This is a genomic window from Streptomyces sp. NPDC027663 (assembly GCF_055566415.1).
The window spans coordinates 1-19,820 of record NZ_JBVHSK010000003.1 but is presented as its reverse complement, the minus strand read 5'-3'; the positions used below and the strand labels follow the sequence as shown (position 1 = coordinate 19,820).

Genomic DNA, 19,820 nt, shown 5'->3' with positions numbered 1-19,820 from the left:
AGGCGGTCTGCCCGCCCGCCGGCCGGAGGCAGTCTGCCCGCCCGCCGACCGGAGGCGGTCCGCCCGCTGACCGGAAGTTCAGTAACAAACCATGATCCCAGGGGTCGGCCCGCGCCCGGACGTGTGCTGAACTGGGACGCGTCCATCCCATCCGTCCCGGGAGACCCGTTGAGCCTCAGCTACCGCCAGCCCGGTGTCGTCCTCACCGACCGCCGCTTCACCGTGCCCCTCGACCACGCCGACCCCGGCGGCGAGACCATCGAGCTGTACGCCCGCGAGGCTGTCGCGAGCGACAAGGCCGGGCAGGACCTGCCGTGGCTGCTGTACCTCCAGGGCGGACCCGGCTTCGGAGCGAACCGTTTCGTCGGACGTCAGGCCTGGCTCGACCGGGCCCTGAAGGACTACCGCGTCCTCCTGCTGGACCAGCGCGGCACCGGCAGCTCCACTCCCGCCACCCGGCAGACGCTCCCGCTGCGCGGCGGCCCGGCCGAGCAGGCCGACTACCTCGCCCACTTCCGCGCCGACGCGATCGTCCGTGACTGCGAGGCCATCCGCCCCGAGGTCACCGGAGGAGCCTCCTGGACCGTGCTCGGCCAGAGCTTCGGCGGCTTCTGCACGGTGTCGTACCTCTCTCTCGCCCCCGAAGGCATCGACACCGCGATCATCACCGGCGGCCTGCCCTCCCTCGACGCCCACGCCGACGACGTGTACCGGGCCGCCTACCCCCGCATCGAACGCAAGGTCACCGCGCACTACGCCCGCTATCCGCAGGACGTGGAGCGGGCCCGCAGGATCGCCGACCACCTCCTCACCCGTGACGTGGCCCTGCCGAACGGCTACCGCTTCACCGTGGAGGCCTTCCAGTCCCTCGGCCTGATGCTCGGCACGGGCGACGGCAGCCACCGTCTGCACCACCTCCTCGCGGACGCCTTCGTCCGTACGCCGGCCGGCCCGGAGCTGTCCGACGCCTTCCAGGAGCAGGCGCAGGCACTGCTGTCGTACGCGGGCCACCCCCTCTACGCCCTCGTGCACGAGTCGATCTACGGCCAGGACGCCCGCCCCACCGCCTGGGCCGCCGAGCGGGTCCGCGCCGAGTTCCCGCAGTTCGACGCGGCCAAGGCGCTGGCCGGCGACGGCCCGGTGCTCTTCACCGGCGAGACGGTCCACCCCTGGATGTTCGACACCGACCCGGCCCTGCGGCCCCTGCGCGAGACCGCCGGACTCCTCGCGGACCGCACCGACTGGCGCCCGCTGTACGACCCGGCCCGCCTCGCCGCCAACGAGGTCCCGGTCGTCGCGGCCGTCTACCACGACGACATGTACGTCGACACCGCCCATTCCCTGGACACGGCCCGTGCGATCCGCGGCCTGCGCACCTGGGTCACGAACGAGTACGAGCACGACGGTCTGCGCGCGGGCGCACCGCGGGTGCTGGACCGGCTGCTGGCGCTCGCCCGCGACGAGGTGTGACGGAACAGGTGTGAACAGGTGTGACGGAACGAGGCGCGCGGCAAAAGGAGTTGCACGTGGGCCGGGGCGGCTTAGTCTGCGGCTCATGACCGAGCCGCAGATCACCAGCCCCCCGCTCGCGCCGATGCCCGACGACTGGCAGCGCGCCCTGGCCGTGGTGGCCCACCCCGACGACCTGGAGTACGGGTGCTCCGCGGCCGTCGCCGCCTGGACCGACGCCGGCCGCGATGTCGCCTACGTGCTGGCCACCCGGGGTGAGGCGGGCATCGACACCCTCGATCCCGCGGCGTGCGGCCCGCTGCGCGAGCGTGAGCAGCGGGCCGGTGCTGCCGTCGTCGGCGTCACCACGGTGGAGTTCCTCGAGCACCGGGACGGTGTGATCGAGTACGGTCCCGCGCTGCGCCGCGACATCGCCGCCGCCATCCGCCGCCACCGGCCCGAACTGGTCCTCACCCTGAACCACCGCGACACCTGGGGCGGTACCGCCTGGAACACCCCAGACCATGTCGCCGTCGGCCGCGCCACCCTGGACGCCGCCGCGGACGCCGGCAACCGCTGGATCTTCCCCGAACTCGTCGAGCAGGGCCTCGAGCCCTGGAACGGGGTCCGCTGGGTGGCCGTCGCCGGCTCGAGCAGCCCGACCCACGCCGTCGACGCCACGCCCGGTCTGGAGCGGGCGGTGCGCTCGCTGCTCGAACACCGCACCTACATCGAGGCGTTGACCGGCCAGGACCCGGAGGTGTACGTCCGGGACTTCCTGACCGAGCAGACCACCGCCGCCGGACAGCGCTTCGGCGGCAGGCCGGCGGTGACCTTCGAGGTGTTCGGCCGGTAGCCGCGGGGGGCCTGGCGCGGGCGGGACGCGGGGAGCGCGGAGGGTGATCCACGGCCCGGACGCGACCACCGGTGCCGTCGCACCGGTCCACAGCCGTACGGTCAACGGCACCGACGGAGAAGCTTCCGCAGGTCAGTAGGCTGTGTGTCATGCCGGACCAGATGACCGACCCCTCCGACCTGCGCGGCGACTGCGCACAGTGCTTCGGGCTGTGCTGTGTCGCGCTGCCGTTCGCCCGCTCCGCCGACTTCGCGCTGAACAAGCCGGCGGGCAAGCCCTGCCCGAACCTCGGCGGCGACCACCGCTGCGGCATCCATGCCGACCTGCGGCAGAAAGGATTCACCGGCTGCACGGTCTACGACTGCTTCGGCGCCGGCCAGAAGGTCTCGCAGATCACCTTCGGCGGGCAGGACTGGCGGACCGCCTCCAAGGAGCACGCGCGCCGGATGTTCGACGTCTTCCCGGTCGTACGGCAGCTGCAGGAACTGCTGTGGTACCTGACGGAGGCGCTCGGCCTGCCCGCCGCCGCGCCCGTCCACCCCGAGCTGCGGAACATGCTGGAGAAGACCGAGCGGCTCACCCGGGGGACCGCCGAGGAGCTGGCCGGGCTGGACGTGGCCGCGCACCGGCAGGAGGTCAACGTGCTCCTGCTGCGCACCGGCGAGCTGGCCCGGGCCGGCGCCGTCGGCCCGGGCAAGGGGAAAGGCAAGAAGGGCAAGGACCACCGGGGCGCGGATCTCGTCGGCGCCCGGCTGAAGGGCGCCGACCTGCGCGGGGCCAGCATGCGCGGTGCCTGTCTCATCGCCGCCGACCTCACCGGTGCCGATCTGCGCGGTGCGGAGATGATCGGTGCCGATCTGCGGGACGCCGACCTGACCGACGCCGACCTCACCGGCGCCTTCTTCCTCACCCAGCCGCAGGTGGACGCGGCCCGCGGCAGCGCCGGCACCCGCCTGCCGGAGTCAGTCCGCCGTCCGGCGCACTGGACAGCGGGCGGCTGACGCCGAGCCCTGTCCGGCCGGTGCCGCGGGGTGCACGGGCCGCCCTGTGCCGTCGTCCGTCCGCGGGTCCGTCGTGGCCGGTCGCGCGGTTCCCCGCGCCCCTTCGGCGCGCTCGTCGCCGGCCCCGCCCAGCGGTGCCGTCCTGCGCTCCAGGCGCAGCCGCAGGCCCTCCGGCATCAGCGTCAGGCGTTCGACGACGGTCAGCCGGTAGCCGGGGTCGGCGTGCAGCTCGTAGCGGCGCAGCAGCAGGCCGAGGACCAGGGTCGCCTCGTGCAGCGCGAACTGGCGGCCGATGCAGGCCCGCGCACCGGTGCCGAACGGCTTGAAGGTGTGCGGCGGCCGGGCCCGTACGGCGGACGTGTCGAAGCGGTCCGGGTCGAAGCGCTCGGCGTCCTCGCCCCACACCTCCGGCTCGCGGTGCAGCATCGGCGTCAGCACCAGCGCCCACGCGCCCCGGCGCATCGGATGCTCCCCGGCGAGGACCGTGTCCTGCCGGGCCTCGCGGGCGAAGGCCGGCGCGGTCGGCCACAGCCGCAGCGACTCGTCCAGCACCCGGCGGACATAGCGCAGCTTGGCGATCTGGTCGTAGCCGGGCTGCTCGGTGCCGCCCCATACGCGGTCCACCTCGGCGCGGGCCCGGGCGGCGACCTCCGGGTGCCGGGCGAGGTAGTACAGGGCGAAGGAGAGCGCGCCCGACGTGGTCTCGTGGCCCGCGACCAGGAAGGTGATCACCTGCTTGCGCACGTTCTCGGCGGACAGCTTCTCGCCGGTCTCCGGGTGTGCCGTGGCCAGCATGCGGTCCAGGAGATCGCCCTCGCCGCCACCCGACCGGCGCCGGTCCGCGACCAGGTCGTCGACCGTGCGGTTCAGGTAGGCCATGTCGGCCGCGTTACGCCGGGCTGCGGCGCGCAGCAGCAGCGGGGCCAGCGGTCCGGGCACGCTGTTCAGCCGCTGTGCGTAGGTGAGCGTGCCGACCATCGCCGTGACGAACGGGTGCGGCCGGTCCCGCTCGAAGGAACCGAAGTCGTGCCCGAAGCCGGTCCGGGCGATCGTCTCCAGCGTCAGCCGGGTCATGTCGCCGGGCACGTCAACCGTCTGCCCGGACGCCAGCCGGCGGTCCCAGTGGTCGGTCAGCCGGCCGGCGACCGACAGCATCATCGCGTGGTAGCCCTCCATGGCCTCCCGGCTGAAACCGGGCGCGAGGACATCGTGCGCCAGCTGCCAGTTGGGCTCGTGGCTGTACGCGGTGAACAGGCCGTCGCCGGCCACCGGGCGCAGGTTCGCCACCCCCAGCCCGACGTGCTTGGCGAACCGGGTCTCGTCGGCGAGATCGGCGACGAGCCGTGCCCCCCACACGAACACGAACTCCTTGCCGAAGCCCCGGCGCCGGAAGATCGGGCCCAGCTCGCGCGCGAAGCGCACGGAGTCCTGGAGCGGGGTGCGCCGGTCGGCGCCGAGCACATCGCCGAGCAGCGGCAGCCGGTGCGGCGGATGCGGGATCCGGCGCAGCTCGGGCCAGCCTTGTTCGGCGCTCCGGAAGCCCTTGGGCAGGCCGGTCCGCGTGCTCTGCGTCGTCTCCGCCATGACGCGATCTCCCTTGATCCAGCGGATGGGGTGAAGCTGTGCCACGCGCGTGTTGTACGTCGGTTCAATAACGCGTTCCAGTGTGGTCCTCTTGTTGAACCGGCGTCAAGTAGAGTGACGTCATGCCCGCGAACCAGGGGGAACGCGCCCGGCGCCGACTGAGCACCGAGGAGCGCCGCGAGCAGTTGCTGTCGGTCGGCGCGAATCTGTTCTCGGAGAGCCCCTACGACGACGTGTGGATCGAGCAGGTCGCCGAGATCGCCGGGGTCTCCCGCGGGCTCCTGTACCACTACTTCCCGACCAAGCGGGACTTCTTCGCCGCGGTCGTGGAGCGGGAGAGCGCACGCATGCTGCGCATGACGGCGGCCGTGCCCGGAACGCCGGTGCGGGAACAGCTCAGCGCCGGCCTCGACACCTACCTCGGTTACGTTCAGGCCCACGCCCACGGCTTCCGTGCCTTCCATCGGGCCGACGCGGCCGGCGACCAGACCGTGCGCCGGGTCTATCGGCGGGCTCTGGCCGACCAGGAGAAGCAGATCCTGGCCGCGCTCGCCGCCGATCCGGAGTTCGGGCCCGCCTTCGCGGCCGCCGCGCACGTACGCCTGGCCGTGCGTGGCTGGCTCGCCTTCACCACCGCCGTGTGCCTCGAATGGCTGCGCGGCGAGGGGGAGTTGACCCGGGAACAGGTGCGCGATCTGTGCGCCCGGGCGCTGCTGGGCGTCCTCGCGTAACCCTGTTCGCCGGTGCGGCCCTGGTTGGCGTGCGCCCCGATCTTCGATAGGTTAGGCAAGGCTTACCTAAGGAGGCTCGGGATGGGTGACGGGATGGGCGACACGCAGGACTGGACGGCCGCGCCGGGAGCGGCGGAACGGGCGCGCTCGGTGCCGGCCACCGCGTGGTCGTGCGCGGTGACCGCGGACGGCGTGCGCGAGGAGTACGTCGGCGCGCACACCGTCACCGGCCTGGGGCAGGTGCGGCTGACGGTGCCCGAGGACAGCGCCCTGTTCGCGGCGGCCCTGTGCGCCCCGCGCCAAGAGCCCTCCGTCCTGCTGGAGTTCGCGGACGTGGCCCCCGTACCGGTGCGTGACCGCATCCGCGCCCGGCTCTGGCTCTCCGGCTGGTTCGCCCCGACCGAGGGCAGCCTCCTCTTCCGGCCCACCCGGGTCGTGCTGCGGCAGTCCTCCGGGCCCGTGGTCGTCGACCTCGACGAGTACAGCAGCGCCCGGCCCGACCCGCTCGCCGAGGCCGAGGCCCGGCTGCTCACCCATCTCGCCGACGCCCATCCGGACGCCGTCGAGCGGCTCACCCGCCTGGTGCGGCCCGAGAGCCTGCACGCCGCGACCAGGGTGGCGCCCCTGGCCGTCGACCGGCACGGACTGACCCTGCGCATCGAACGCACCCGCGCCCACGGCGACGTACGGCTTCCCTTCCATGCGCCCGCCGACGACGTCGCCCAGCTCACGGAGCGCATGCACGTCCTGCTGGCCCAGGCCGGCGCCGCCACCTGCCCCCGCGCGCTACAGCGGCAGCGCGCAGACGGCGACGGGTGACGCGAACGGCCGGCCCGCCTGGCGGAGTCCGCCGCTGTCCGCGTCGACGTGGAAGACGCTGACCGTCCCGGAGCGCTGGTTCGCCGCGAACAGCAGCCGGCCGTCCGGCGAGAAGGCGATCTGCCGAGGGAAGTCGCCGCCGGCCGGCACCGTCCCGAGCAGCCGCAGCCGCGCTCCGCCGGCTTCGACCGCGTACCGGGCGAGGCTGTTGTGGCCCCGGTTGGCGAGGAAGGCGTACCGGCCGTTCGCCGTCACCAGGATCTGCGCCGGGTAGTTGGTGCCGCCGCTCGACCCCGTCGGCTGCGGTGCGCCGATGTCCAGCCGGCCGGACTCCGGGTCGTAGCCGCAGACGGCGACGGTGTCGTCCACCTCGTTGGCCAGGTACGCGTACCGGCCGCCCGGATGGAACGTCAGATGGCGCGGTCCCGCGCCGGGGCGCGTGTGCGCCTGCGCCACCTCGGTGAGCGTGCCCTTCGCCGGGTCCAGGCGGTACGTGTGGACGGTGTCGGTGCCGAGGTCGACGGCGAGGACATGCCCGCCGTCGGGGCTGGTGAGGAACTGGTGCGCGTGCGGGCCCTGCTGACCGGGCCCGGGCTGCGGGGAGGTGTGCGTCACCAGGTCGGTCCGCTCGCCGAGGGCGCCCGAGGCGTCGATCGGGTGCACGGCGACACTGCCCGATCCGTAGTTCGCGCTGAGCAGCCAGCGCCCCGAAGGATGCACCGACAGATGGCAGGGGGCCGCCCCGCCGGTACTCCGGATGCCGAGCACGCGCCGGTCACCGAGCCGTACGGCCGTCACCCCGCCGTCCTGCCGCTCGTCCACCGCGTACAGCGTGGAGCCGTCCGGGTGTACGGCGAGGTACGACGGGTCGGGGACCCGGGTGAGCGTGCCCTGCCCGGTGATCAGGCCGGTCCCCGGGTCGTACGAGGCCAGCGCGATGCCGGTGCCGCCGCCCTCGGCCGAGGTGTACGTGCCCAGGTACAGCGGGCGCGGACCGGACGGCTTGCGGGGCGGTGGGGCGGCCGCCCGCGCCCGCGGCGCCGGCTCGCCGTCCGTCTGCCGGGCGGCCGTGGCCGGCACCGCCGCCACGGCCGCCGTGCCGGCCACGGCTCCGACGAACCGGCGCCTCGTCCAGCCGCCACCGTGCTCCCGGCCGCGCCGGAGCCACGGGAATCCCCGCCGCGCCGTCCGTGCCTCCGTGTCCATGCCGCACCTCAGGTCGTCGGTTGCCCCGGTCGTGACAGCCACCTTGGCCTGCGCACACCGCCAAGGGCAAGCCGGGCAACGGGTGTTGCGCAGGGTGCAACCGAGGCCAGGGAGCGCAGGCGGGGAGGCGGTCACCACGCGCCGCCCGGGAAGCGGCGACCACCGTCTACGGGGCGATCACCAGTCCCCGTCCTCGATCGGTTTGCCGGGTGCGTCCTTCAGCGGTGTCACCTGGCCGGCCGACGGTGGCTGCCACGGGTCCAGGTCGTCCCCGAGCCAGTCACCGACCGGTTCGACCCCCTCCAGGGTGTCCGTCGGGGAGAGGTCCTCGGCGTCCGCGTCGTAGTAGTCGTACCAGGGCAGGCCCGCCCGGGTGTACGCCGCACGGTCCACCGGCGACGGCGGGGGCGCCTCGCCGGTGATCCGGCGCCACTCCGGGGGCGTGACCAGGTGCACGAACACCCGCCCGGCCGGCTCCTCGGCCCAGTCCTTGAGCGACCGGTCGTCCCGGTAGACCTCCTGCCGCATCGAGCCGCCGACGCCGAGCCCCATCGCCGTGGCGCGCGGGGCCGCGGCAGCCGGTGGCGGGGGCCCGCCGAAGGCCGCGGCGGCCGGGGGCGGCGGGGGTCCGCCGGGGGCCGGCGCGGCCATGGGCGGGGGCGCTCCGTAGACGGCGAACGGGCCGGCCGGGCCCGCCTGCTGCCGCTCCCGCTCCAGGCGCTCCCGCTCCCGGCGCCGCCACTGCGCGAGGACGTCCTCCCGCAGCGGGTACGACTGGAGCTGCACGCCGCCCCACACCTCCTCGCCGGTGACCTGGCCCTCGACCGTCGCCCCCAGCCCCAGCGGCACGGCCACGAACTGGCGGACCGTGCCCTTGCCGGAGTTGATGCCGTCCAGCCAGGGCTGGCGGGGCAGAACCACATAGTTCTGCGGACGCCGGCTCAGCCGGTTGCTCCACCGCTTGCCTGACACCGCGCACACCTTGCCCACGCCGACCTGGAGCGCGGCCGGCTCCGTCGTACCGGCGAAGCTCAGCCACATCGCCTCGCGCAGGTACACCGGCAGCATCACGCCGCCGCGCGCCCGCCACTGCTCCGGCACCGTGTCGGCGTAGTCGGCAACCCGCCGGACCGGGAACTCGCCGAGCCCCGGCGGCAGCGGATGCGTGCCCGACTCCGGCAGCCGCAGCGTGCGCACGAACCGCACCGCCACACCGCCCGGCAGTCGCACCGTGTTCCCGTCGATCCGGACCCCAGGACCGCTCATCCGCCCACCCCCTCGCTCACCGCGCCGGCCTGCCCCGGCACCTCACTCACCGAGAACGCTCACCGAACCCCGTGCGGTTCCGCCACAGCTCCTCCTGGACGCCGAGGCGCTCGCGCAGCCAGGCCAGCCGGGGCAGCTTGGTCCGCGTCTCCTGGGACACCCGGTCCAGCTCCTCCAGCAGACGGCGGGTGCGGTGCTCGGTGTTCAGCTCGTCGATGATCCTGGTCGTCTCGGTCAGGACGGCACCCAGCAGCTGCCAGTTCGCCCAGTCCTCGGCGATCTCCTCCCGGAGCAGCTCGGCCAGCCGGTCCCGGGTGCCCGCCGCGGTGTGCAGCTCGGCGGTGAGCCGGGCCTCCGCGGACTCGGCGTTCTCGCTCAGATGGGTGGTCACCAGCACGGCGAAGCTGACGATCGCGTCGGCGATCTCCGAGAGCAACTGCTCGACGGTGGCCCCCACCCGGGGCGGGAACAGCTCCTCGGGCCCGCGCGCCTTCGCCAGATCCGTGAACGAGCGGGCCAGCACCCGCAGCACCACCGTGCAGATCTCCAGCGTGTCCAGGCCGGTGCGCAGCACCACCCGGTGCAGCAGCCCCTCCTTCACCCGCGGATTGAGCCGCAGGCTGTCCTCGGCCTGCCGCAGCGCCGCGTCCACCTGGACGATGTCGTGATCCAGCCGGCGTGCCTCGTGCAGCCGCGCGGCCGCCTGCTGCCAGGGGATCCGGCCCGCGGCCTCCTCGCCCATGCGCAGCATCAACTGCCGTACCCGCCGAGCCAGGTCCTCGATCGACCGGCCGGCCGCGTCCACCCAGACCGGCGGCGGGAGCAGCAGGTTGCAGGCGGTCCCGACGACCGCGCCGATGAGCGTCTCCACGATCCGTGCCCAGGCGGTGAAGCCGACGGTGGTGACCCCGAGCACCAGCATGGCGCTGATCGCCACTTCGGCGACGTACTCGTCGACGCGGACCAGGTGTCCCACGGCCAGCGAGGCGACGATCAGCAGTGCGAGGCTCCACCAGGTCAGACCGACCAAGCTGCTGAAGGCGACGGCGACCAGCACCCCGGCGACCACCGAGTTCACCCGGCGGATGCCGTTGGTGAGCGTGGCGTAGAAGGTCACCTGGACGACCAGCAGGGCGGTCAGCGGCGCCGTGAGGGGGGCCGGTTCGGGGCTGAGCCGGAGCGCGATGACGTAGGCGACCGTCGCGGCCGCGGCCGACCGCAGTGTCTGGACGACCACCGGCTCCCGGCGGCGCTTCACCAGCCGCCCCAGCCCCGTGGCCCACTTTCGTACGTCGAGCATCCCTTGGCCTGTTCCCATTCCTCGGGGAACTCGAACGTGATCGTCAGCAGACTGTTTCTGTCCACAAGGGTTCGCGTACGGGCAGGTGGCCGGTCTCCACCCCGCAGGATCGGGATCTCGGCGGGGTGGGATGGCCCGGCCGCGTCAGCGATATCCGGCCACCCTCGCGGGGCTGCTATGCGTACAGCTTGTCGAGGAAGGCGTGCAGATTGTCCGTCGTCCGGGTGATCTGCTCCTGCAGGGTCAGGCTCTCCTCGAACCGGCCGCCGGACTCGGGCACCTTCTTCCCGCGCACGTACAGCGGACACGCCAGGTCGGTGCACATGTACAGGCCGACCGAATTGCCCTCGCGGCCCGCGGCTCCCGCCTTCCGCGCGGTCATCAGCGACACCCCGCCGCCAGGATGCGTGGTCAGGCACAGCGAGCACATGCTGCGGTGCAGGAAACCGCGCTGCGAGGCCGGGAAACGCAGGGTGACCCCGACGAGCCGGCCGTCCCGCTCCGTGACCAGGTAGCTGCGGTCGGGGGCCCCTGGATCGCGCCACCCGAGGAAGTCCAGATCGTCCCACGAACGTTCGCCGAGATCCCGCGGGACCGCCAGCCGCCTGGCCTCGCCCTTGGAACAGTTGACGAAGGAGTTGCGGATGTCCTGCTCGGTGAGCGCCCTCATCGGGGAAGTCCCTTCGGATACGTCTGCCATGAACCTAGGGGGTCTAGGTTCTTGCCAACTCTATGCAGGCAGAGCGAAGCCGGGCGAATGGATTTTCCCGGCCGAGTCGTGCGTCCACCGGCTGCTACACCTCGGCCGTACTCGCCTCCGGCGGCCACACCCCCACGGCCAGTACCCCCGACGCGTAGGCACGTGCGACGAGTTCGGTGCGGTTGGCCGCGCCCCAGCGAGCCGACAGGCGACGCAGGTGACAGGTGACCCCGTCCCTGCTGAGACCCAGCTCGCGGGCGGCTCGGGCGGTGGTGGCGCGCGCGGCCAGCAGGGCCGGTACCTGCCGCTCCGCCGCGCTGACCCGCGCCTGCTCCGGCTCCGGTGCGGGGCACTCGCCCCCCACCCGCAGCATCACCAGCAGCGCCGGTGTCTCCTCCACGGCGTCGCTGACCGGATCGGCCGTCAGCTCCCCGAACCGCTCGGCCCCGCCGGGTCCCTGCCAGCACACCGACACCTGGTAGCGGGAGCGGTGCCGCAGCCGTAGGGCCTCCGCGACGCGTTCCACCTGACCGGCCTCCTGCGGCCGGAACAGCTCCAGCACCTGCCGGCCGTGCAGCCGGCCCGGGGCCGTGCCGCACTCCGCGGCCATCGCCGGATTCGCCAGCACCACCTGGCCGTACACATCGCACACCGCCACCGGTACCGACACCCGGTCGAACAGGGTCAGCGCACGGTTGCGCCACACCACCGCGTCGGCCCGCCCCGCCTCCAACGCACCTCCGGTCCGCCGGCCGTCCCGCCACCAAAGAGGAAAAGGCAGGTCAGCGGCAACTCGGCGGAACGGGCCGCGGCGCCGGTACGCAAAGCCCGGCGCCCGCTTTCCGCTACACGATCGTGTAGTGCCGTGACACCGGCGCGCCCCCCGGGTCGACCACCCTGGAAGCGGTACGTCCGCTTCCGTGAAAGGCAGTTGTCGCGTCATGCCCCCCACCGCACTACCGTCGCCGCCTTCGGTCTCGACGCCGACGCCGTCCTGGACATCCGTTCCACCCGCCCGCGCCGAGGGGGTATCCCTCCGGGCGATCGCGGCCGCAGGCGTGGGGTCTCTCCCGGGGAGCGGGGCCGCAGGCGTGGGGTCCCTCCCGGCGAGCGGGGCTGGAGGCGTGGGGTCTCTCCCGGGGAGCGGGGCTGCAGGCGTGGGGTCCCTCCCGGCGAGCGGGGCTGGAGGCGTGGGGTCTCTCCCGGGGAGCGGGGCCGCAGGCGCCTCCCTCCGGGCGAGCGGGAGCGGAGGCAGGGGAGACCTAGCCGTTGACCGGCCACTGACGGTATGTCAACTCTTTACACACCACGCCGAGTTGCAGGAGCGGCCGACGGCCCGGCAGTTGACCCTGCTCGCCGGGGCCAACCCCTGCCCGCCCGGGGCGCCGCCCTTGCCGCCCGGGCCGGCGACGACCCGTGCACCCTGGTCGAGCTGGCCGAGGACCACCCTGCCCTGCGCGGCGCCCTCGACTGGCCGCTCCTGCTCGACCTGCTGACCCCGTTGCGCCCGCGCCACTACTGGATCTCCTCCTCCCCGGCGGCCGACGCCCGCCACGCGGACCTCATGGTGTCCGTGCTCGACGCCCCCGCACGCTCCGGCAGGGGCCGCTGCCGGGGCGCCGGCTCCGGCCAAACTCGCCACCCTGCGGCCCGGCGACACCGTGTACGCCCGCGTCCAGCCCTGCCGCGAGGCGTTCCGGATCGACGGCTCGGCACCGGTCGTGATGGTCGCCGCCGGCACCGGACTGGCACCGTTCCGGGGCGTCGTCGCCGACCGGTCGGCGGCCCTCCGCGCCGGCTCCGAACTCCCGTCGGCACTCCTCTACTTCGGCTGCGACGCCCCCGACGCCGACTACCTGCACGCCACCGAACTGCGGGCCGCCGAGCAGGCCGGCGCCGTCTCCCTGCGCCCGGCCTTCAGCGCCGCGCCGGAGGGCGGGGTGAGCTCGTGCAGCACCGCATCGCCGCCGAGGCCGAGGAGGTCTGGCAGTTGCTCACGGCCGGGGCGCGGGTGTACGTCTGCGGCGACGGCGCCCGTATGGCACCCGGCGTCCACGAGGCGTTCCGTACCCTGTACCGGGAGCGCACCCCCGGCGCCGACGAGGCGGCGGCCCGGCGGTGGCTCGACACGCTGGTGGCGGACGGGCGTTATGTCGAGGACGTGTACGCGGCAGGCTGAGCCGCCGGGGGAGGGGGAGCGGTGGGGACTCGGAGGAGCGGGTGCGACGGGTCCTGGCCGCGGCGGGCCCACCGGCCGCCCGGCCGGCCGCGGTGCGCCTCCCGACCGGGACGGCGGCGCGGGGCGGGACCGGGCCGCCGCCGGCCGCTCGCAGCGGCACCGGCCGGCGCTCTCACCGGGCCGCTCCCCGTCCGATCGCGCCGGTCGAGACGGTGCCGCGGCCGGTCGGCGCGGGCCGGCACCGCCGGGCCCGCAACACCGTTGCGACGGAGGGTACCGGCGTACTGGAGGGCATCCAGCACCCCCGTCTTAGCTCATAGCGTGAACTAAGGGTTGTGAGAATGTCGCGCCCCAACTGCCCGAAGGGGTATGTTGCAGGTCGGGCAGGGTTCGTGAAGGGAGCGGCATGGCGGGGCGGAACGGACGCACAGTGCGCGACCTCAGGCGCGGCAACCGTACGGCGGTGCTCCAGCGGCTCTACTTCGACGGGCCGCTGAGCCGTTTCGAGCTGGGGCCGGCCACCGGACTGAGTTCCGGTTCGGTCAGCAACGTGGTCGCGGACCTGATCGCCGACGGCCTGGTCGAGGAGGCCGGCAGCGTCGACTCGGACGGCGGCAGGCCGCGCACCCTGCTGCGCGTCTCCCCGCACAGCGGCCAGATGATCGGCGTCGACGTCGGCGAGACCCGGGTGCGGGTGGAGCTGTTCGACCTGGCCCTCACCGAACTCGCCCGCACGGAACGGACGCTGGCCCCGCAGGGCTACGACGTCGACGTGATCACCGGCCACATCCGGGACGGCGTCGCCGAGGTCCTTACCGCCGAACAGGCCGTCCCCGAGCGGCTGCTCGGCGTCGGCGTCGGCGTCCCCGGCATCATCGAGCACACACCGGACCGGGGTGCCGTCGTCCACGGGCAGACCATCGGCTGGGAGGCGGTCCCGCTGGAGCAGCTGCTCCGCTCGGCCTCGCCCCTCCCCGACGACGTGCCGTACTTCATCGACAACGGCGCCAAGACCCTCGGCCAGGCGGAGATGTGGTTCGGCGCCGGGCGGGGCGCCCGGAACGCCGTGGTCGTGCTGTTCGGCTCCGGAGTCGGGGCCTGCCTGGTCACCCCCGAGGTGGAGCACGGGCGGGCCGTGGAGTGGGGCCATCTGACGGTTCGGGTGCGCGGGCGGCGCTGCCGCTGCGGTGCGCCCGGCTGCCTGGAGGCGTACGCGGGCGCCGAGTCGCTGCTCGCCCGCTGGCGCGAGGAGGGCGGCCGGCCGCCCGAGGGCGCCGACGAGGAGACCGCGCTCACCGCGATGCTCGCCGCCGCCTACCCGCCTCAGGGCGGCACCGCCGACCCGGTCGCGCTGGCGGTCCTGGAGGAGACCGCGGAGTACCTGGGCGCCGGCCTGTCCGATCTGGTCAACCTCTTCCAGCCCGAGCGGATCCTGATCGGTGGCTGGGCCGGCCTCCAGCTCGGCACCCGCTTCCTGCCCGCCGTACGCCGGCACGCGGCGACGTACGCACTGCGCCACCCCGCCGACCGGGTCTCCATCGACCTCGGGCGGCTCGGCCCGGACGCGGTCACCGTCGGCGCCGCGATCCTGCCGCTGGCCGAGTTCTTCGCGGGCGGCGGGCGGCGCCCCGAACCGGCAGGCGAGGACCGCCTGCCGGCCTGGCGGACCGCGCTCCAGGAGCGGGCACCCCGCTGACCCGGTCGTGCGGCCGCCGAGCCGGCCATGGGCGCCGCGTCCGACTGCCGGCCGGGGACGCCGGATTCCCACGCCGAGCCGGCCCTCAGGGCCCCGCCAGCCAGGGCTCGTGGTTCCGTGCCGGCCGGGGCTCGTGGTTCCGTGCCGACCGGGACCGTGGCTCCCGTGCCGACCAGGGCTCGTGGTTCCCGTGCCGACCAGGGCTCGTGGTTCCCGTGCCGACCAGGACCGTGGCTCCCGTGCCGACCAGGGCTCGTGGTTCCGCGCCGACCAGGACCGTGGCTCCCGTGCCGACCGGGGCTTGCGACCCGGTGCTGGGTGGGGCTCGGGGCTTGCGGCGCCGGCGCCGGGCGGGGCCTGAGGGCTTGCGGCACCGGTGCTGGACGGGCCTCAGGGCTCGTGAGACCGGCGGCGGTCGAGGCCGCGCGAGCGGGGGCTCAGGCCGACGGTTCGTCCGGTGTCGGATGCTCCGGGTGCACCGTGCCCGACCGGGGAGCCCCCTGGGGGCCGCTGCCGGCTTCGTCGGTGTCCGGCACGGACTCCTCGTCGGCCTCGTCGTCGAGTGCTTGTCCAGGGGCGACGTCCCACGGATCCTCTTTCGGACGGGCCTGCTGATCGGGCAGGTCCCTGGGCACCGGCCGCCCCTCGGGGGCGGATCCGGAACCGGGTTCCGGCTGGCGCTGCGCGGCCATGGCGTTCTCCGTTCCTCGTCGGCTCGGGTCGGCTCGGGTCGGCTCGGGTCGCTCAGCCGACCTTCCGTCCCCGCAACGGCTCGGTCTCCATCCCGCCGCCCTTCTGCAGGCCGTCCAGGAACTCCTGCAGCACCTCGGTGGCGGTGTGCCGGGGCTGCCAGTCCAGCTCGGTGTGCGCCCGTGTGCAGTCCATCAGCGGCAGCCGCAGCACGGCGTCGAAGAGGTGCGGGGAGGCGGGCAGCAGATGCAGCCCCCACGCGGCGGCGATCGCCGACCGGGCCGCCGCGCGCGGCAGCCGCACCGGCCGGGAGCCGAGCAACTCGCCCACCACCCCGGCGTCGAGCGGGGGATCGGCGGCCAGGTTGAAGGGGCCCCGGGCGGTGTCCGTGTGCAGCGCACGCCGGTAGGCCTCGGCGGCGTCGTCCGTGTGCAGCGCCTGCACCCGCAGGCCGGGGATGTCCGGCAGGAACGGCAGCAGCTCCGGCCGGGCCAGCGGGCCGGGCAGGAACCGTCCGCCGAAGATCCGCCGCTGCTCGCTCGCCGACTGCCATTTGAACAGGAACGCCGGACGCATCCGGACCACCCGTACCTCGGGGTGGTCGCGCTCGAACACGTCCAGCGTGCGCTCCAGATAGGCCTTCTCGCGGCAGTACGCGGCGTCCGGCCAGCCGTGCGTCGGCCAGGACTCGTCCACCGGGTGGACCTTGGGGCCGGGCGAGTACGCCCCGACGGAGGAGGCGTGCACCAGCACCGGCACCCGGGCCGCCGCAACCGCCTCGAACACCCGTATGCTGCCGAGGACGTTGGTCCGCCACGTGTCGGCCGGGTCGTGGGTCGGCTGGAACGCCCAGGCCAGATGGATCACGGCGTCGGCGCCCTCGAACCGCTCCGCGAGCTTCGCCCGGTCGGCGGACAGGTCGACGGCGGACCACTCGGTCTTCGCCGGTGACCACGCGGGCGTCCGCCGCGCCAGCCCCCGTATCGACTTGACGGAGGAGTCCTCCGAGAGCAGACGCACCACGCTCGTTCCGACATTGCCGGTGGCGCCGGTGACGACCACCCTGGTGCCCGCTGAGCTGCTCACCTTCGGCTCCTCTCGTCGGCGGGGCGGAGGCTGCGACGTGCGGCCGGGTACCCGGGCGCCGAGCGCGCACACCCGGCACGGAGTCGGCCCGGGACCCGGCGGGGGGCGGCCGTCAGCGAGGACTCCGGCCGTGCCGGCGCGCACAGGGGAAAGCCCCGGCCGTGACGGGGGATTCACGACCGGGGCGGTCAGGTGGTGGGCGCGGACGGCGGTCGCCTCTCGGCGAAGGGCTCCACAGGGCTTCAGCCGAACGATCGTCCCTGTGGGCAAAAGGTGAGGCCCGGGGACACTGTCCCGTCCGCTCCCACGATTGGTTCAACGGACAACCACTCTGGGGTGTTCCGGCCCGCCACGTGACCTGCGCCACCCTCATCGGACCTCAGCCCAGCGGGCTCCCGGCCAGCCGGTCCAGCAGGTCGGCGGGATCGGCGTACACCGCCTCCGCCCCCGCCTCCTCCAGGTCGGCCCGCGGGATGCCGCCGCACAGCACCCCCACACAGCGGACCCCCGCCTTGCTGCCCGCTCGCATGTCCCACACGGTGTCCCCGACGAACACCGCCCGTGAGGCAGGCACCCCGGCCAGCTCCAGCGCGTGCTCCACGGGCTCCGGAGCCGGTTTGCCCTCCCGTACGTCCTCGGCGCTCGCCGTGCCCGTGATGGCGTCGTCCGCGTCGATCGCCCGGCGCAGCGCGCCCAGCTCGGCACCGCTCGCCGAGGTGGCGAGGACGACCGTCCAGCCGTCCCGGTGCAGCCGCCGCAGCAGCTCCGCCGCCCCCGGCAGGGCGGGCAGCCGGTCGAAGTACTGGCCGTACAGCGCCTTGTGCGCCGCGCTCAGTCCGGCGTCCCGGTCCCGGTCCCGGTCGTCGCCCAGCAGATGGGCGACGAGGTCCGTGGAGCCCAGCCCGACGGCCCGGTGCACGGCGTGCATGGGCACCTCGTGGCCCGCCTGCCGGAACGCCTCCCACCAGGTCACGACGTGCAGGTGATTGGTGTCGACCAGCGTCCCGTCGACGTCGAACACGGCGGCACGGTCCATCCCGGCGCTCCCTTCTCTCAGCCCGGTCTCTCAGCTGCCGGACCGGGTACCACGCCCGGGCCCCGCCACGCGTGCCGGCAGCCGGCCCTCACGGGTCCAGTCCAGCAGTTCCCCGGCCGACCAGGTCGTCACCACCCGCTCGGGCGGCACCCCGCACTCCTCGGCCCGCGCACAGCCGAGGATCTGCCAGTCCAGCTGCCCGGGCGCATGCGCGTCGGTGTCGACGGAGAACAGCACCCCCGCCTCGACCGCTCTGCGCAGCAGCCGCCGGGGCGGGTCCAGCCGTTCCGGACGGCTGTTGATCTCCACGGCCGTCCCGGACTCGGCGCACGCGGCGAACACCTCGTCCGCGTCGAACTGCGACTCGGGCCGCCCCCGGCCCGTCACCAGGCGGCCGGTGCAGTGCCCGAGGACGTCGGCGTGCGGATCACGGACGGCGGCCACCATCCGGCGGGTCATCGACCGGGCGTCCATCCGCAGCTTGGAGTGCACCGAGACGACGACCACGTCCAGCCGGTCCAGCAGCTCGGGCTCCTGGTCCAGCGAGCCGTCCTCCAGGATGTCGCACTCGATGCCGGTGAGCAGCCGGAACGGCGCCCACCGCGCGTTCAGCTCCGCCACCGTCTCCAGCTGCTCGCGCAGCCGCGCGGGTGACAGTCCCCGGGCCACGGTGAGCCGCGGCGAGTGATCGGTGAGCACCGTCCACTCGTGCCCCAGCTCGGCCGCCGCCCGCCCCATCTCCTCGATCGGACTGCCCCCGTCGGACCAGTCCGAGTGCGTGTGGCAGTCCCCGCGGATCAGCGCGCGCAAGGCGGAACCGGGCCCGGAGGAAGCTGCCGTCCCGGCCTCCTCCTCCAGCTTGCGCAGATAACCGGGCTCCTCCCCGGCCAGCGCCTCCCGCACCACCTGCGCGGTCTTCGGCCCGACCCCTTTCAGCGCCTCCAGCGTCCCCGCCGCCGCCCGCTCGGCGACCTCGTCCCCGGGCAGTGCCGCGAGCACCCGGGCGGCGGTCCGGAACGCCTTCACCCGGTACGTGGGCGCGAGCGCGCGCTCCAGCAGGAAGGCGATCCGCTCCAGGGCAACGACGGGCTCCATGAAACCAAGGTTCACACCAAGCGCCCTGAAGGGGCGCGGGGAACCGCGCGGCGAGCCACACACCACCCGCAGCCCGCGGCGCGCCCCGCTCCCCGTGGCGGGACCCGTTTGCACACCTCACCCCCGGGTACTGCGATGACTCGATCACACCGTCCGTGAGGAGGCGGGCCATGGTTGCTCCAGCGGCGCAGCGAACGGCGTTGATCACGGGCGCCGACTCCGGCATCGGCCGCGCCACCGCCGTACGCCTGGCCGAAGCGGGCCTGGACATCGGCATCACCTGGCACACGGACGAGAAGGGTGCCGAGGAGACGGCGGCCGAGGTCCGCGCCCACGGCCGGAGGGCCGCCGTCGCGCGGCTCGACCTCACCCGGCTGCCCGAGGCCGCGGACACCGTGGACGAGCTGTGCGACGAGCTGGGCCGTATCGACGTCCTGGTGAACAACGCCGGCACCGGGACCATGACCCCGTACCTCGACCTCACCCTGGCGGACGTGCGCCGGGTCCTGGACGTCGACCTCGTCGGCCCGTTCCTGTGCGGGCAGCATGCCGCGCGGCGGATGATCCGGCAGGGCGACGGCGGCCGGATCGTCAACGTCACCTCGGTGCACGAGCACCAGCCCCGGGTCGGCGCGGCCCCGTACTGCGCGGCGAAGGGCGGCCTCGGCCTGCTCACCCAGGTGATGGCCCTGGAGCTGGCCGAGTACGGCATCACCGTGAACGCGGTCGCGCCGGGCGAGATCGCCACTCCGATGACCGGCCAGGAGGACACCGACGTGCGCACCGAGCGCCGGCCGGGCGTACCGCTGGGCAGGCCGGGGGACGCCCGCGAGGTGGCCGCGGTGATCGCCTTCCTGGCGAGCCCCGAGGCCTCCTACGTCACCGGCGCCTCCTGGAGCGTCGACGGCGGCATGCTGCGCATGGGACCCCAGGCCGGTTCCCATCTGACCGGCGACGACTGGCGCCGTCCGTGAGGCACCGGTGAGACCGCGGGCCGAGCCGGCCCGGGTGACCGCCTGCCCGGTCCGCCTGGGGGTGCCTCTATGTCTTTCGTCAAGCGAGGCGTGGGGTTTTGGGTTCGTAGAAGGTGCCGTCGCGGAGCATGGCGAACAGGACGCTGATGCGG

The 19,820-nt window shown here is 74.2% G+C and carries 17 protein-coding genes and 1 pseudogene; 8 read left to right on the top strand and 10 right to left on the bottom strand.

The genetic code is table 11. The features are described from left to right. Positions 1-168: 168 nt before the first annotated feature. From ACZ4SF_RS09435 to ACZ4SF_RS09425, 3 genes are all read left to right on the top strand, one after another. Positions 169-1,470 (top strand): alpha/beta fold hydrolase, encoded by a 1,302-nt coding sequence (locus ACZ4SF_RS09435; protein WP_468380528.1) that lies wholly within the window; start codon positions 169-171, stop codon positions 1,468-1,470. A gap of 85 nt (positions 1,471-1,555) precedes the next feature. Beyond that, complete coding sequence (locus ACZ4SF_RS09430) at positions 1,556-2,305, top strand: PIG-L deacetylase family protein (RefSeq protein ID WP_468380525.1); 750 nt, start codon at positions 1,556-1,558, stop codon at positions 2,303-2,305. A 149-nt stretch (positions 2,306-2,454) separates the two neighbouring features. Then, a complete protein-coding gene (locus tag ACZ4SF_RS09425) occupies positions 2,455-3,306 on the top strand; it encodes a pentapeptide repeat-containing protein (protein WP_468380523.1) in 852 nt (283 codons plus the stop codon). On the opposite strand, the gene ACZ4SF_RS09420 is transcribed toward ACZ4SF_RS09425, so the two are convergent. Next, positions 3,268-4,890 carry a cytochrome P450 gene (locus tag ACZ4SF_RS09420; RefSeq protein WP_468382429.1) on the bottom strand — a complete coding sequence of 541 codons (1,623 nt, stop codon included), beginning with the start codon at positions 4,888-4,890 and terminating at the stop codon, positions 3,268-3,270. The two genes, ACZ4SF_RS09425 and ACZ4SF_RS09420, sit on opposite strands and share 39 nt — an antisense overlap. 122 nt (positions 4,891-5,012) lie before the next feature. Here ACZ4SF_RS09420 and ACZ4SF_RS09415 point away from each other — a divergent pair, with 122 nt between their 5' ends. Together ACZ4SF_RS09415 and ACZ4SF_RS09410 are read left to right on the top strand one after the other, a co-directional pair. Then, positions 5,013-5,621 carry a TetR/AcrR family transcriptional regulator gene (locus ACZ4SF_RS09415; RefSeq protein ID WP_468380520.1) on the top strand — a complete coding sequence of 203 codons (609 nt, stop codon included), beginning with the start codon at positions 5,013-5,015 and terminating at the stop codon, positions 5,619-5,621. 93 nt (positions 5,622-5,714) lie between these two features. Next, complete coding sequence (locus tag ACZ4SF_RS09410) at positions 5,715-6,440, top strand: DUF2470 domain-containing protein (protein WP_468382426.1); 726 nt, start codon at positions 5,715-5,717, stop codon at positions 6,438-6,440. Here the strand turns inward: ACZ4SF_RS09410 and ACZ4SF_RS09405 are convergent. From ACZ4SF_RS09405 to ACZ4SF_RS09385, 5 genes are all read right to left on the bottom strand, one after another. Then, positions 6,408-7,547 (bottom strand): lactonase family protein, encoded by a 1,140-nt coding sequence (locus tag ACZ4SF_RS09405; RefSeq protein ID WP_468382423.1) that lies wholly within the window; start codon positions 7,545-7,547, stop codon positions 6,408-6,410. The two genes, ACZ4SF_RS09410 and ACZ4SF_RS09405, sit on opposite strands and share 33 nt — an antisense overlap. Before the next feature lie 276 nt (positions 7,548-7,823). Beyond that, entirely contained in the window at positions 7,824-8,912 is a 1,089-nt protein-coding gene (locus ACZ4SF_RS09400) for a hypothetical protein (RefSeq protein WP_468380517.1), read from the bottom strand. 46 nt (positions 8,913-8,958) lie between these two features. Further along, a complete protein-coding gene (locus ACZ4SF_RS09395; protein ID WP_468380515.1) occupies positions 8,959-10,212 on the bottom strand; it encodes an FUSC family protein in 1,254 nt (417 codons plus the stop codon). Between the two features lie 175 nt (positions 10,213-10,387). Then, positions 10,388-10,882 (bottom strand): FBP domain-containing protein, encoded by a 495-nt coding sequence (locus ACZ4SF_RS09390; RefSeq protein ID WP_468380513.1) that lies wholly within the window; start codon positions 10,880-10,882, stop codon positions 10,388-10,390. A gap of 124 nt (positions 10,883-11,006) precedes the next feature. Beyond that, positions 11,007-11,645, bottom strand: coding sequence for a PAS domain-containing protein (locus tag ACZ4SF_RS09385; RefSeq protein WP_468380510.1), 639 nt, complete (start codon positions 11,643-11,645; stop codon positions 11,007-11,009). Between the two features lie 520 nt (positions 11,646-12,165). Between ACZ4SF_RS09385 and ACZ4SF_RS09380 the strand changes: the two are divergent. Both ACZ4SF_RS09380 and ACZ4SF_RS09375 read left to right on the top strand, forming a co-directional pair. Next, positions 12,166-13,091: pseudogene (locus ACZ4SF_RS09380) on the top strand (ferredoxin reductase domain-containing protein); the annotation flags it as partial. 406 nt (positions 13,092-13,497) lie between these two features. Continuing rightward, positions 13,498-14,787, top strand: coding sequence for an ROK family transcriptional regulator (locus tag ACZ4SF_RS09375; protein WP_468380508.1), 1,290 nt, complete (start codon positions 13,498-13,500; stop codon positions 14,785-14,787). A 437-nt stretch (positions 14,788-15,224) separates the two neighbouring features. Here the strand turns inward: ACZ4SF_RS09375 and ACZ4SF_RS09370 are convergent, their stop codons facing one another. From ACZ4SF_RS09370 to ACZ4SF_RS09355, 4 genes are all read right to left on the bottom strand, one after another. Beyond that, positions 15,225-15,479, bottom strand: a complete 255-nt coding sequence (locus ACZ4SF_RS09370) for a hypothetical protein (protein WP_468380505.1) — start codon at positions 15,477-15,479, stop codon at positions 15,225-15,227. A 52-nt stretch (positions 15,480-15,531) separates the two neighbouring features. Beyond that, positions 15,532-16,563 carry an SDR family oxidoreductase gene (locus ACZ4SF_RS09365; protein WP_468380502.1) on the bottom strand — a complete coding sequence of 344 codons (1,032 nt, stop codon included), beginning with the start codon at positions 16,561-16,563 and terminating at the stop codon, positions 15,532-15,534. Positions 16,564-16,942: 379 nt separating this feature from the next. Continuing rightward, positions 16,943-17,599, bottom strand: a complete 657-nt coding sequence (locus ACZ4SF_RS09360) for an HAD family hydrolase (protein WP_468380499.1) — start codon at positions 17,597-17,599, stop codon at positions 16,943-16,945. A gap of 30 nt (positions 17,600-17,629) precedes the next feature. After that, positions 17,630-18,694 (bottom strand): PHP domain-containing protein, encoded by a 1,065-nt coding sequence (locus tag ACZ4SF_RS09355; protein ID WP_468380497.1) that lies wholly within the window; start codon positions 18,692-18,694, stop codon positions 17,630-17,632. Positions 18,695-18,864: 170 nt separating this feature from the next. Between ACZ4SF_RS09355 and ACZ4SF_RS09350 the strand changes: the two genes are divergently transcribed. After that, the gene (locus ACZ4SF_RS09350) at positions 18,865-19,668 is read left to right on the top strand and encodes an SDR family oxidoreductase (RefSeq protein WP_468380494.1); all 804 of its coding nucleotides are present in this window, start codon (positions 18,865-18,867) and stop codon (positions 19,666-19,668) included. Positions 19,669-19,820: the final 152 nt, after the last annotated feature.